Here is a 13,872-nt window from a genome sequence, read left to right as displayed (position 1 = left end):
CGCAGGTGGGGCGGGTCAGGCGGCCGGCGGGGCCACCGTACCGGCCGTGGGCGCGGCGAGCGAGGGGTTGGCGGGCGGGGCGGCCGGGCGCAGCGGCGCGTGCCGCAGCACCCGCAGCACCATCGACGGGCGCATCAGCGCCTGGGGCGGGTCGATCAGCCCGGCGACCCGCATGAAGCCCTCGGTCACCCGGGCGTCCCGGGTCGCCGCGTACTGCACCCGGGCCATGTAGGCGTTGCCGACCCGCACCTGGAGGGTGCGCCGACCCTGGACGCCCGGGAAGTCCAGGTCGCCACCGGCGGAGATGTCCCACGGGGTGTCGATCACCCGCGACACGTCGGCCATGAACGCCCCCGTCTGCGGCGGCCGGCCCCGGCGCAGGTGCTCCCGCAACGTCAGCGCCTCGATGGAGGCGACGCTCATCCCCTGCCCGTAGACCGGGTTGAAGCTGCACACCGCGTCGCCCATGACGAGGAGCCGGTCGGGCATCCGGGTCAGCCGCTCGTAGCGACGCCGGACGCTCGCCGGGAAGGTGAACGACACCGGGTCGTCGAGCGCCTCGGCGTCGTGCACCGCGTCGTAGACGTCCGGCACCGGCAGCGAGCGGACGAAGGCGAGGAAGCCCTCGGGGTCGGTCGGCGGGTGGTCGCCCAGCACCCCGGTCAGCGACAGGATGCAGACGTCCCGGCCGACCTGGCCGAAGAACGCGCCGCGGGGGTGCGCGGGCGAGGCGACCGGGTTGATCGACTGCACGCCGTCGAACATCTCCGGACGCAGCCGGTAGTGCCGGGTGGTGTAGGCCAGCCCGACCTTGACCCGCTCCTCCTCCGGCCGCTGGTAGCCCAGTTCGGCCAGCCACGCCGGCGTACGCGAGCCGCGCCCGGTCGCGTCGACCACCAGGTCCGCGTCCAACTCCTGTGCGGCGGCGCCGTCGGCGCGGGGACGGACCCGTACGCCGACCACGCGCTCCCGGTCGTCGGTGGTGACCAGGCCGAGGACGTCGTGCTGCTCCAGGAACCGCACGTTGGGCAGGGCCGCCACCCGGCTGCGGACGTGGTGCTCCAACACCGGGCGGGGCGCGGTCACCGAGACCAGGCCGGTGTGGGCGGGGCGGATCTTGCGGGCGTTGAAGAACCAGCGCATCTCGCCGAGGTCCCCGGTCGGCACGCCGGCCGCGCGCAGTTCGTCGGTGATGCCGGGGAAGAGCTCCTCCATGTTCAGGTGACCGCGGGCGTGCAGGCCGTGCGCGTGCACCGTGTGCGGCGCGCCGCGCCGGGGCTCGCGTACGCCCAGCAGCGTGTCCCGGTCGACGACCAGGACCTCGCCGTAGGACTCGGCCAGCACCCGGGCGGCGAGGACGCCGGCCATGCTGCCGCCCAGCACGACGGCGCGTCTACCGATCTCACTCACTGCCGCAACCTCCCTGACGACGACCAGTTCCCACCCACCGGCGACGACGCGGCCCGTGACGCCGCGGCGGTCGCCGCCGCACACCGGAGCACCTCCGCCCCCGACCGGCACGGCGTCCCCGGCGGGTCGCCGTCGACGGTGGGGCGGGCGTCGCCGCGGCGGTCGCACGGCCAGCGTCACGGTCACCCGGTGCCGGTCGCATCCTCTGCCGTGCGGTGCGGGTGACGGCCGGGTGCGCCGAGTGGCGCCGCCACGACGAAAGGTGAGCTGAGCGGCACCGCATCCGTGCTACGGTTTTGGCCGACCGTCATCGATCAGTTGCTGTCGGGAGCGGGGCACGATCAGTGAGCCGTGTGAAGGTCAACTCCATCGAGTTCGAGGCACGCCCGTCGACGCCCCTCGACGAGGTGGCGTTCGGCCGTCTGGTCGAGGGTCACCGCCGTGAGCTGCAGGTCCACTGCTACCGGATGCTCGGGTCCTTCGAGGACGCGGAGGACCTGGTCCAGGAGACGTTCCTGCGGGCCTGGCGCAAGCGGGACACCTTCGAGGCCCGGTCCACCTTCCGGGCCTGGCTCTACCGCATCGCGACCAACGCCTGCCTGGACTTCCTCAGCCGCCATCCCCGGCAGCCGCGTGCCGGTCGCAGCCCGCTGCCGACCGAGGCCGGCCCCCGTCCCACCACCTCGGACGAGGTGTACTGGTTGCAGCCCTATCCGGACCGGCTGCTGGAACCGGCCGCGCCGGCCGACGCGGAGCCCGACGCGGCGGTGGTCGCCAAGGAGACCATCGAGCTGGCGTTCCTGGTCGCCATCCAGCACCTGCCGCCCCGCCAGCGCGCGGTGCTGATCCTGCGCGACGTCCTCGGCTGGCCCGCCGCCGAGGCGGCCGAGCTGCTGGAGGTCAGCGTCGCCTCGGCCAACAGCGCGCTGCAACGGGCCCGGGCCAACCTCAAGGACCACCTGCCGCCCCGGCGGATCGAGTGGGCGCCCACGGAGGATCCGACCGACGAGGAGCGCGCGCTCCTGCAGCGCTACATGGGGGTGCTGGAGCGCGCCGACACCGGCGCGATGGCGCAGCTGCTGCGGGAGGACATCCGGATCACCATGCCGATGCCGGTGCCGTGCGTGCCGGGCATGCCCGACCCGGCCTGGTGGGACCGGTCCTCCTTCCTGTCCAGCCTGCGCGACGTGCTCGACCCGGGCTCGCCGGCCTACCTCGGCCAGTGGCGCAGCGTGCCGACCCGGGCCAACCGGCAGCCGGCGGCGGCCCACTACGTGCGCCGTCCGGGCGACACCGCCTTCCGTCCGCAGGTGCTGGAGGTGCTCCGGATCGCCGACGGCAAGATCGTCGAGATCACCGCCTTCGAGCCGGACCTGTTCCCGGCGTTCGGCCTGCCGGCGGCCCTGTGACCGCTCGCCCCGCCGCCGGGGCGACGACCGGCCGCCGTCGCGGGTCGGGCGAGCACTCTGACGTGCGGCGGAGTACCGCCCGCCGCAACGCATTCGGGGAGATGCGGGGCCCGTCCGGCCTCTGTGATCCTCGGGGTTGACCGGCCGCGCCGACCGGCGCCCGTCCTCGGCGGAGCAGCCCCGCACCGTACGCGCCCGATGGGGGCGACGGGGGACGTCCGTACCGCCCAGCCGACATGTCCAAGGAGGGTGCTTTGCTCACCACCGATGTCCCGACGCGCGAGGACCTCGTCCGCCGCGCCTCCGACCTCGTACCTGTGCTCCGTGGGCACGCGGCCTGGTCCGAGGAGAACCGCCGCGTCCACGACGAGACGATCGCCGCGATGGCCGACGCCGGCATCTTCCGGTTGCGCCGGCCGGTCCGCTACGGCGGCTACGAGGCCGACACCCGGACGCTGGTCGAGGTCGCCTCGGAACTGGGACGGGGTGACGGCTCCGCCGCCTGGGTCGCCTCGGTCTACTGGATCCCCACCTGGATGACGGGCCTCTTCCCCGACCACGTGCAGGACGAGGTCTTCGCCACCCCGGACGTGCGGGTCTGCGGCACGCTGAGCCCCACCGCCCAGGCCACCCCGGTCGACGGCGGCGTCGTGGTCAACGGCAAGTGGGGCTTCATCAGCGGCGCGCTGCACGCCCACTGGCAGGAGATCGTCGCGGTGCAGATCAGCCCGCAGGGCGAGCCGATGCCGATCCTGGCGCTCGTGCCGATGTCGGAGCTGCAGATCATCGACGACTGGCACACCAGCGGCCTGCGCGGCACCGGCAGTGTCAGCACCGTCGCCCAGGACCTGTTCGTCCCCGCCGACCGGGTGCTGCCGCTGGGCGCCATCGTGCAGGGGCAGGGCGCCTCGGTGGCCAACGCGGGGTCGCCGATCCACCGGGCCCCGCTGCTGCCGGTCGCCTCGGCCTCCTCGGTGGGCAGCGTCGTCGGTCTGACCCGCGCCGCCCGGGAGGTGTTCTTCGAGCGGCTGCCCGAGCGCAAGATCACCTACACCGACTACGGCAGCCAGCAGGACGCGCCGATCACCCACCACCAGGTGGCCGACGCGGTGATGAAGAGCGACGAGACCGAGTTCCACGCGCAGCGGCTGGCCGCCCTGGTCGACGGCAAGGCCGCCGACGGTGCGGAGTGGACCGTCGAGGAGCGGGCCCGGGCCCGCGCCGAACTCGGCGCGGTGTGCCGGCGCGGCAAGGAGGCGGTGGACGTCTTCGCCCTCGCCAGCGGCGGCTCGTCGGTCTACAACGACGTGCCGATCCAGCGCATCGCCCGCGACGTGCAGGCGATCAACCTGCACGCGCTGATGAACCCCACCACCAACGCGGAGCTGTACGGGCGGATCCTCTGCGGCCTCGCCCCCAACACCCTCTACATCTGAGCGTCCCCTCCACGACGGAAGGATCCCTCCCGTGACCACGAACAGCCTCGCACCGGACGTGTCCGCCGACGACCAGGCCGCCGTGGCGGCAGTGCCCGGGCGCATCGTGCAGGCGTGGGCGGCCAACGACGCCGACGCCTTCGCCGACGTGTTCACCGCCGACGGCACGATGATCCTGCCCGGCCTGACCCGCAAGGGTCGCGACGACATCCGCGCCTTCATGGCCCAGGGCTTCGCCGGGCCATACAAGGGCACCCAGGTGACCGGGCAGCCGTTCGACGTCCGCTTCCTCAGCTCCGACGTGGCGCTCCTGCTCACCGAGGGCGGCGTCCTCGCCCCGGGTGAGACGGAGGTGGCCGCCGAGCGCGCCATCCGGGCCTCCTGGCTGCTGGTGCGCACCGACGACGGCTGGCGACTGGCCGCGTACCAGAACAGCCCGCGCGACGCCGGCTGACCCGGCACGTCCCACGGCGCCGGTCGGAGTCCCCTCCGACCGGCGCCGTCGACGTGTCGACCCCACCCCCACCAGCAGGACAAGGAGAGCGGACGTGCGTGTACTGGTCACCGGCGGCACCGGCTTCATCGGGTCGCACTCGGTCGCGGCCCTGTGCCGCGCCGGACACGAGGTACGGCTGCTGGTCCGCGACCCCGCCGCGGTGGACCGCGCGCTGGAGCCGTTCGGGCTGTCCGGACGGGACGTGCGGGCCGTCGTCGGGGACGTGACCGACGAGGAGTCGGTGCGACGGGCGGTCGACGGCTGTACGGCGGTGCTGCACGCCGCGTCGGTCTACTCATTCGACACCCGCCGGCACGCCCGGATGCGGGAGGTCAACGTCGGCGGCACCGAGGTGGTGCTCGACGCGGCCATCGAGGCGGGCGTCGATCCGGTCGTGCACGTGTCGTCGTTCGTCGCCCTGGCGCCCACCGGGGGACGTCCCCTCGCCACCGACCTGCCGGTGGGCCGGCCCCGGGAGCGGTACATGGCCACCAAGGCCGCCGCCGAGGAGGTCGCCCGCCGGTACCAGGAGGCGGGGGCGCCGGTCGTGGTCACGTACCCGATGGCCACCCTCGGCCCCCACGACCCGCACCTCGGCGACCAGCTCGGCCGGCTGCGGGCGTTGCTGCGCGGGCAGCTGCCCGTCTGGCCGGGCGGCGGGTTCCCGGTCGGCGATGTCCGCGACGTCGCCGACCTGCACGTCGACGCGCTGCGCCCCGGGCAGGGAGCGCGCCGCCTGCTGGCGCCCGGCCGGCACCTGTCCACCCGCGAGTTCGTCGCGACGGTACGCGAGGTCACCGGCCGCCGGCTGCCGGTCGCCTACCTGCCGTCGGCCGCGGTGCTGCCGGTGGGGGCCGCCACCTCGGCGGTGCAGCGGGTCTGGCCCTGGCACATCCCGGTGGAGTACGGCGCTGTCTACACCTGCCACTGCGACCTGCGCACCGGCGGCGAGGTGCCGGCGCCGTCCCGCCCGGTCGAGGAGACGATCCGGGACGCCGTCGCGTGGCTGCACCGCACCGGTCGGATCACCCGACGGCAGGCCGGCCGGGCCGCGCAGCCGGACTGACCGGCCGTACGACGACGCCGGCGGTGGCCCTGCACGGGTCACCGCCGGCGTCGTCGTACCCGGGTCAGGGGCGGTCCGGCCCGCCCAGCAGCTCGACGAGGGTCTGCCGGAAGGTGGTGACCATCGACCGGACGGTGCTCTCGACGAACAGGTTGGTGGTGAAGCCGATGCTGCCGACCAGGCCGCCCTCGGGGGACGCCTCCAGCCCGAACAGCACCCCGTCGGGGATCTGCGAGCCGACCGAGGCCGACACCACCCGCCGGCGCATCGCGGCGAAGTGCAGGTCGCCGTGCTGCTGGCCGAACATCATGTCCGGTGACTGGGTCACCTGGAGCACGCAGGCCGCCGCGTTCGGGCCGATGGCCTCGTTCATGACGTCCGGGGCCTCCTCCAGGATCTGGATGAACGGCAGCTCGTGCGCGTACGCCGCGAGGCAGGCCGCCCGGGCCCGGACGATCACGTCCGGGAAGTCGTCGGCGCCGGTCAGGTCGACCCGGATGGGCAGGAAGTTGTAGAACGAGCCGACGGTGTTCTGCACCCAGGCCGGATGGCGTCCGGGGGTGAAGGTCGGCACCACCAGGTCGGTCCGTCCGGTCTGCTCGCGCAGCTGGGTCAGGTACGCGGCCAGCAGCACCATGAACGGGGTGCTGCGGGTACGCGCCGCCAGGTCGGCGGTGGCCCGGCGGAACTCCTCGTCGAGCAGGAAGCGGTACCAGGAGGTGACGAAGGGCTCCTCGGACCGGGTGCGGTCGGTCGGGACGGCGACCACCTGCGCGCCGCGCAGGTTCTCCCGCCAGAACTCCCGCGCCCGGCGGACCTTCTCGCTGGAGAGGTTCTCCTGCTGCCAGCGCACGTACTCCCGGTACTGCCGCACCGGGGGCAGCTCCGGGGCCCGGCCCTCCCGCCGGGCGGAGTAGAACTCGGCCACGTCGCGCAGCACCAGGTGCACCGACCAGCCGTCCACCGCGGTGTGGTGGGCGGCGAGGACCAGCACGCCGTCGCGGGCGTCGAAGCGGCCGAGCACGGCCCGCAGCAGCGGCATCTCGTCGATGCCGAACACACCGGCCTCGATCTCGTTGGCGAAGTCCTCGGCGACGAGGTCGCGGTCGCGCTGCGGTCCGGCCCGCAGGTCGCGTACCTCCAGCGGGACCGCGGCGGGCGGGCGCACCAGCTGGTACGCCTCCTCCCCGTCGCGCACGATCGAGGTGCGCAGCGTCTCGTGCCGGACCACCACGTCGTCGAGGGCCCGGCGCAGCGTGTCGACGTCCAGCTCGCCGGTGACCCGCCAGCCGCCGACGATGGTGTACCGCGGCCCGAACGGCCCGGTCTCGTCGCCGTGGTCGATGTGGTGCAGGAACTGCTGTTGCAGGGAGAGCGGGACGCGGGTCCCGGTCTGCTCCGTCGCCCCCGTCGGATCACCGGCCGGTGTCGGTGGGGGCAGCAGGGTGTCGGTCATCGGGCTCCCTTCCGTCAGCCGGCCGGCTGCGACGGCGTCGACCAGTGCAGACCGTCGGTGGACGGCACCAGTCCCCCGTCGCGTACCGGGATGTTCTCGTCGGTGCTCTCGCCGAGCTCCGCCTGGATCTGGATCCGGGTGCCCTCCTTCGACACCGACCGGGCCAGGGTGGAGCGCAGCAGGTCACGGTCCTCCCCGGCCTCCTGCACCGGCTGCGCCACCATCTCGGCCAGCTCCTGGTACGCGGCGCCGCGCCGCCCGCTGTTGGCGGGAGAGACGAGCGCGGCCTCGTTGGAGGAGCCGCCGCCGACCAGTTCCACGAATGACTCGACCTCGGAGGCGACGTTGTTGGTGACCTTCTTCGCCTTCCAGAAGTAGGAGTTCTCGTCCTGGTGCATGTCGTAGAAGGCGACCAGGAAGTCGTGGAACCGGGCGTACTCGCGCCGGTAACGCACCTCGAACTCCTCGAAGCAGGTCGTCTCGTCGACCCCGCCGCGCAGCACCGTGTTGATCGACCGGGCGGCGAGCAGCGCGCTGTAGGTGGCCAGGTGCACGCCGGAGGAGAAGACCGGGTCGATGAAGCACGCGGCATCGCCGGCCAGGACCAGCCCGGGCCGCCAGAACTTCTCCTGGATGTACGAGTAGTCCTTGCGCACCCGGATCTCGCCGTACGGACCCTCGGTCACCCGGCGGGCGTCGGAGAGGTAGTCGGCGATCATCGGGCACTGCTGGATCAGGTCGAGCAGGGCCTTCTCCCGGTCGCCCTGGGCCCGGTCCAGCGCCTCCGGCATCAGCACCGCGCCGACGCTGGTCAGCTCGTCGGTGAGCGGGATGTACCAGAACCACCCGGCGTCGAAGGCGACGGCGAGGATGTTGCCCCGGTTCGGCGCGGGCAGCCGCTTGCCGCCCTCGAAGTAGCCGAACAGGGCCAGGTTGCGGAAGAACTCGGAGTAGCGCCGCTGGCCGCCGACCCTGGTGTGGATCCGGCTCTTGTTGCCGGAGGCGTCGACGACGAACCGGCTGCGCACCTCGCGCCGGACGCCGTCCGGGCCGCTGAGGAGCACCCCGTCGACCCGGTCGGTGTCCGCGTCGACGAGCACGTCCACCACCGACGTCTCCTCCCGGACCTCGACGCCCTTGCGCCGGGCGTTGTCCAGCAGGATCTGGTCGAAGCGCATCCGCTCCACCTGGTAGGCGGTGGCGGCGTCGCCGGCGAACTTCGACGACAGGCCGAAGGAGAAGGTCCACGGCTCGGGGTTGGCCCCCCACCGGAACGTCCCGCCCCGCTTGGGCATGAAGTTGGCCTGGCGCAGGTCCTCCTCCACACCGAGGATCCGGCAGATGCCGTGCACGGTCGACGGCAGCAGCGACTCCCCGATCTGGTAGCGCGGGAACCGCTCCTTCTCCAGCAGCAGCACCCGGTGGCCCTGCATGGCCACCAGGGTGGAGATGGTGGAGCCGCAGGGGCCGCCGCCGACCACCACCACGTCGTAGTCGTACCCGTTGTCCATCATCGGACCTCCCTACCCGGCGTCCGCCGGAGCTCAGCGCAGCTCGACATCGGTCTGTCCGAGGGCGGCGACCAGCTCACCGCGGGTCAGCGCGTCGGCGACCCGCTCGATCTCGTCGGACATGAAGCGGTCCCGGTCCAGGGTGGGCGCGATGCCCCGGACGAACTCGTACGCCGCCGCGGCGGCGGGGCTGAGCCCGTCGCGCCGTCCGGAGATGTCCACCGCCTGGGCGGCGGCGAGCAGCTCCACCGCGAGGATGTGCTGGTTGTTGCCGAGCACCCGGCGGGCGTTGCGGGCGGCGATCAGCCCCATGCTCACCACGTCCTGGTTGTCGCCGTTGGACGGCACGCTCTGGGTGCTGGCCGCGCCGATGGTGCGGTTCTCGGCGACCAGGGCGGTGGCCGGGTACTGCGCGCCGGCGAAGCCGCTGTTCAGGCCCGGGTCGCCGGTGACCAGGAACTCGGGCAGGCCGTAGCTGAGGTGCCGGTTGAGCAGCCGGTTGGTCCGCCGCTCGGACAGCACGCCGAGCTGGGTGAGCGCGATGGTCACGAAGTCCATCGCGAAGGCGATCGGCTGGCCGTGGAAGTTGGCCCCGTGGAAGACCTCCTGCCCCTCGAAGAAGAGCGGGTTGTCGTTCGCCGAGTTCAGCTCGATGTTGAGCTTGTTGGTGGCGTGGTAGAGGGTGTCCCGTACCGCCCCGAGGACCTGCGGGATGGCGCGCAGCGAGTACGCCTTCTGCATGTACACGTCGGTGCGCTGGACGTCGACGCCGTCCTGCTTGCCCTCCGCGAGCTGGCTGCGCAGCTGCCGGTGCTCGACGGTGAGCGCGCTGCCGCGCATCAGGGCCCGCATGTTCGCCGCGGTGTCGATCTGCCCCTGGTGCGGCCGGGCCACGTCGTGCCCCTCGGCCAGGAACGGGCTGGTGGAGCCCTGCAGCGTCTCGATCACCAGGGCGGTGACGATCTCGGCCTGCCGGACCTGGTCCATCGCCCGGCCCACCACCAGCGCGCCGAGGCCGGTCATCGCCGAGGTGCCGTTGATCAGCGCCAGCCCCTCCTTGAAGCGCAGCTGCATCGGTTCGATGCCGTGCTCGCGCAGCACCTCGCCGGTGGGCACCCGGCGGCCGTCGCGCAGCAGGTACCCCTCGCCGATGACGGTGCACGCGATGTGCGCCAGCGGAGCCAGGTCACCGCTGGCGCCGAGCGAGCCGATCTCCGGGATGGCCGGGGTGAGGCCGAGGTTGAGGTAGAGCGCCAGCCGTTCCAGCAGCTCCGGGCGGACCGCGGAGTGCCCCTTGGACAGCGCGTTGAGCCGGGCGGTGACCACGGCCCGCGCCTCGTCCTCGGCGAACAGCGGGCCCACCCCGGCGGCGTGGCTGCGGACCAGGTTGGTCTGCAGCTCCACCTCCTTGGCGGTGTCGACCAGCATGTAGATCATCTCGCCGTAGCCGGTGGTGACGCCGTACACCGGGACGTCCTGGCGCACGATGTCCTCGAACAGCATCCGGCTCTTGCCGGCACGGGCCAGCGACGACGACGCCACCTCGATGGGCGCGCCCTCCTCGGCGACCCGCCGCACCCCGGGGATGTCCAGGTCCTCGCCCGTGATTTCCACCGCCTGCGCGGTCTTGGCCAACGTCAATGCACTCACTCCATCGCGTCCGTGACAGCTCTCAGGTCTGCCGAATCCGCTGGTACCGAACTGTCGTGGGCCGCGCCCGCCGCCTCGACCAGGGCAGCCATGCCGGCCAACGTGTTGTGGGTGAAGCACTCCCGCAGCGCCACCGTGACGCCGAAGCGTCGCCGGATCCGCGCCACGAGCGGGGGGACGAGCAACGAGTGCCCACCGGCGGCGAAGAACGTCGCCTCGGCGTCGAAGCGCCCCCCACCGAGCAGGTCCGACCAGATCTCGGCCAGTCCCTGTTCCACCGGGCCGGTCGGGGCCCGGCGCACCGGGGCCGACCTCGGCGCGGGCAGCCGACGGCGGTCCACCTTGCCGGCCACGGTGCGGGGCAGCCGGTCGGGCACCGTCTCGAAGGAGACGAGCACCATCGCGGTGCCGAACCGTCGCCGCAGGTGGGCCCGCCACTCGCCCGCGCCGGTGAGCGGGCCGCCGTCGGGTCCGCGACGCGGCACGACGTACGCGGTGAGCCGGACGACCAGGCCGTCGGAGTCGGTGACCGGCACCACCACGCACTCCGCCACCCCGTCGTGGGCGGTCAGCGCCGCCTCGACGTCGGCCAACTCCACCCGGGTGCCGAGGAGCTTGACCTGGTGGTCGCGGCGGCCCCGGAACTCGAGCAGGCCGTCCCACCGCCGCCGGGCGAGGTCGCCGGTGCGGTACCACCGCGGGCCGGTCCCGTCGTCGGGGTGGCCGACGGGGGCCCGGAAGGCCGGCGCGCCCGCGCCGCCGCCCACGTAGCCGTCACAGACGTGCCGGCTGCGGATGACGATCTCGCCGGTGACCCCGGTCGGGCAGGGCCGGTCCGCCTCGTCGAGGACCAGCACCTGCCGCCCGGGGATGGGCCGGCCGATCGGCACGGTCGCCGGCACCGGGCCGGTGATGTCGTGCCAGGTGGCCGCGATCGTCTCGGTCGGGCCGTAGATGTTGGCCAGCCGGGTGTCCGGCAGGACCCGGCGGAACCCGTCGACGAGCGGGCCCGACAGCGCCTCGCCCATCAGCACCAGGCGGGTCAGGCCGGTGGGCCGGTCGGCCGGCTGCCGGGCCGCGATCACGGCCAGCAGCTCCCGGGCGAAGCTCGGTACGGTCTGCAGGAAGGTGATCCGCTCCCGCACCAGCCAGTCGGTGAACTTCTCGGGGTGCACCCGGATCCGCTCCGGCACCGGGTGCAGCGTTCCCCCGCCGACCAGCGTGGCGAACACCTCGCAGAGACTCGGGTCGTGCTCCGGGGTGACCCACTGGGCCACCCGGGCGCCCGGCCCCAGCCGCATGGCGTCGGCCATCCAGCCGACGAACTGGGCGAACGCCCGGTGGGTCTGGGCGATGCCCTTGGGCCGCCCGGTCGAGCCCGAGGTGTAGGCCACGTAGGCGGTCCGCGACCCGGGGTCGTCGACCGCCGGCCCGCCCGGATCCGCCGGCAGCTGCGGCAGCGCGGTCACGTCGACCAGCCGGCCGTCGAGTTCGTCGCGGAACCAGCGGGCCAGGTCGTCGGCCGGGTCCTCGCCCGCCCGCAGCAGGCAGGCCGGGCGCAGCTCGGCCAGGACCGCCCGGCCCCGCTCCCCCGCGTCGCCGGTGCCGAACCAGACCAGGTGCCCGCCGGCGCGCAGGATGCCCAGCGACGCGGCGAGCTGCCACGGGCCGGGCGCCATCCGGACCGCCACCGGCGCGCCGTCGACGGGCAGCCCGCGCAGGTACCCGGCCACCGCCGCCGCCCGGCGCTCCAGCTCGCCGTACGTCCACCGGTCGGGCACGCCGGCCACGGCGAGCGCGTCCGGGATCCGGTCGGCGTGCCCACGGATGGTCTCGTGCACCGGCGGGGGTTCGGCCGTCGGGCCGTCCGGCGCCGGGTCGGCCGCCGCCGGGGCGTCCAGCGGCAGCCGGTCCAGTGGGGTGTCCGGGGCGTCCAGCGCGGCCGACAGCAGCGTCCGGACCTGCCCGAGCAGGCCCGCCGCCGAGGCTTCCTCGAACCGGTCCCCCCGGTGGCCGAGCGTGCCGGTGACCGAGGGCCAGGTCCGGCGTACGGTGACCACCAGGTCCGCGACGGTCGGCCCGCCGTCGGTGATCTCCGCCGGGCGCGTCTCGGCGCCGGCCAGCCGCAGCTCGGCCTCCGGCCCGGGCACGGCCAGCACCACGTCGCAGAGCGGCACCCGGCCCGGGTCCCGGTCGACGGGCAGTTCCTCGACCAGCCGCGCGAACGGCAGCTCGCGGTGCGCGCAGGCGGCCCGGAAGGCGGCGGCGGCGCGAAGGACCGTCTCGGTGAAGGTGGGGCCGCCGCCGAGGTCGGCGCAGAGCACCAGCAGGTTGTCGCAGGGGCCGACGAGCCCGGTGAACCTCGGCGGGAGCACCGGTACGGGCATCACCACGCTGACCCGGTCGTCGTCGCCGTAGCGGTGCAGGACGGCCTGGAGGGCGGCCAGCAGCACCACCGTCGGGTCGGCCCGGCGGGCCCGGCAGAACGTGGCGAGCCGGTCGGCCAGCTCGGTACCCCAGTCGAACGGGACCAGGCCGGCGGGGGCCGACGGCCTGGTGGCGGGGTCGTGGTCGGCCGGCAGTGCCACCGGTGGCGGGGGCGGGGTCAGCGCGGCGGTCCACCAGTCGCGCAGCCGTCGTCCGGCCGCGGCGGCGACCAGGTCGCGCTGCCAGCGGGCGTAGTCGGCGTAGCGCAGGGCCGGCGGCAGCGACAGCGGGCCGGCCGTCGCGGGCTGCACGGCCGCGGCGTAGCAGGTGGACAGCTCGTCGACGATGACGGAGACCGACCGGTCGTCGGCCACCGCGCGGTGCAGCGCCAGCACCAGCCGGTGCGCGGTGGGACCGGTGCGCACCAGCGTCAGCCGGGCCAGCGGGCCGTCGGTGGCGTGCTCCGGGGCCGTGGCGGCCGCCGCGCAGACCCGGTCGGCGTCTCGGTCGCGGTCGGCGTCGGCGAGGTGGGTGAGGTCGACGTGGACGAAGGCGCCCTCGACGTCGGCGGAGACCACCGGCACCGGGCGGCCCGCCCGTTCGGCGAGCCGGGTACGCAGCACCTCGTGCCGCCGGAGCACCGTCCGCCAGGCCACCCGCAGCGCCGGCGCGTCGACCGTCCCGTCGACCTGCCAGGTACGGACGATCCGGTGCACGCCCCGGTACGGGGCGAGGTGGTCGAGCAGCCACACGCCGTCCTGCGCCCAGGACGTGCGGACGGGACCGGCATCCGTTCCGGATGTGCCGGCCAGCGTCGTGTCTCCGCTCGTTGCCACGGTCGAATCGTGGCACGCAGCAATGGGGTGGTCTTCTCAACAATTGCGATCTCGAAAGCGAGCACGCACAATTGCCCGCCCGGATTTCCCCGAGCGGCCCGACGCGGGAAGAGATACCCGCGCGCCGCCTCGCGACACCGTCCTCAGCCGCGCAATCGCAAGGATGCGCGGGCCC

9 protein-coding genes are annotated in these 13,872 nt (G+C 74.0%); 4 read left to right on the top strand and 5 right to left on the bottom strand.

Translation table 11 applies throughout. The features are described 5' to 3' along the window. Positions 1 to 15: 15 nt before the first annotated feature. Positions 16 to 1,410, bottom strand: a complete 1,395-nt coding sequence (locus ACPFP2_RS01055) for an FAD-dependent oxidoreductase (protein ID WP_424085090.1) — start codon at positions 1,408 to 1,410, stop codon at positions 16 to 18. A 353-nt stretch (positions 1,411 to 1,763) separates the two neighbouring features. Between ACPFP2_RS01055 and ACPFP2_RS01050 the strand changes: the two genes are divergently transcribed. From ACPFP2_RS01050 to ACPFP2_RS01035, 4 genes are all read left to right on the top strand, one after another. Continuing rightward, a complete protein-coding gene (locus ACPFP2_RS01050; protein WP_424085675.1) occupies positions 1,764 to 2,819 on the top strand; it encodes an RNA polymerase subunit sigma-70 in 1,056 nt (351 codons plus the stop codon). 254 nt (positions 2,820 to 3,073) lie between these two features. Continuing rightward, positions 3,074 to 4,255: an acyl-CoA dehydrogenase family protein gene (locus ACPFP2_RS01045; protein ID WP_424085088.1), complete on the top strand. Its 1,182-nt coding sequence runs from the start codon at positions 3,074 to 3,076 to the stop codon at positions 4,253 to 4,255. Between the two features lie 31 nt (positions 4,256 to 4,286). Further along, positions 4,287 to 4,709 (top strand): SgcJ/EcaC family oxidoreductase, encoded by a 423-nt coding sequence (locus ACPFP2_RS01040; RefSeq protein WP_424085086.1) that lies wholly within the window; start codon positions 4,287 to 4,289, stop codon positions 4,707 to 4,709. A 94-nt stretch (positions 4,710 to 4,803) separates the two neighbouring features. Beyond that, positions 4,804 to 5,817, top strand: coding sequence for an SDR family NAD(P)-dependent oxidoreductase (locus ACPFP2_RS01035; protein WP_424085084.1), 1,014 nt, complete (start codon positions 4,804 to 4,806; stop codon positions 5,815 to 5,817). 64 nt (positions 5,818 to 5,881) lie between these two features. Here ACPFP2_RS01035 and ACPFP2_RS01030 read toward each other — a convergent pair whose 3' ends face one another. From ACPFP2_RS01030 to ACPFP2_RS01015, 4 genes are read right to left on the bottom strand one after another with little or no spacing between them, the layout of a single operon-like run. After that, positions 5,882 to 7,273, bottom strand: coding sequence for a condensation domain-containing protein (locus ACPFP2_RS01030; protein WP_424085082.1), 1,392 nt, complete (start codon positions 7,271 to 7,273; stop codon positions 5,882 to 5,884). A 14-nt stretch (positions 7,274 to 7,287) separates the two neighbouring features. Beyond that, the gene (locus ACPFP2_RS01025) at positions 7,288 to 8,787 is read right to left on the bottom strand and encodes a tryptophan 7-halogenase (RefSeq protein WP_424085080.1); all 1,500 of its coding nucleotides are present in this window, start codon (positions 8,785 to 8,787) and stop codon (positions 7,288 to 7,290) included. 30 nt (positions 8,788 to 8,817) lie between these two features. Further along, the gene (gene cmdF / locus ACPFP2_RS01020) at positions 8,818 to 10,425 is read right to left on the bottom strand and encodes a tyrosine 2,3-aminomutase (protein WP_424085078.1); all 1,608 of its coding nucleotides are present in this window, start codon (positions 10,423 to 10,425) and stop codon (positions 8,818 to 8,820) included. A gap of 5 nt (positions 10,426 to 10,430) precedes the next feature. Next, positions 10,431 to 13,697, bottom strand: coding sequence for a non-ribosomal peptide synthetase (locus ACPFP2_RS01015; protein WP_424085076.1), 3,267 nt, complete (start codon positions 13,695 to 13,697; stop codon positions 10,431 to 10,433). Positions 13,698 to 13,872 lie beyond the last annotated feature (175 nt).

It is taken from the genome of Micromonospora citrea (assembly GCF_049629545.1).
Classification (GTDB): Bacteria; Actinomycetota; Actinomycetes; order Mycobacteriales; family Micromonosporaceae; genus Micromonospora; species Micromonospora citrea_A.
The sequence above is the reverse complement of the archived record's forward strand: the minus strand, read 5'-3'. Positions and strand labels throughout refer to the sequence as shown.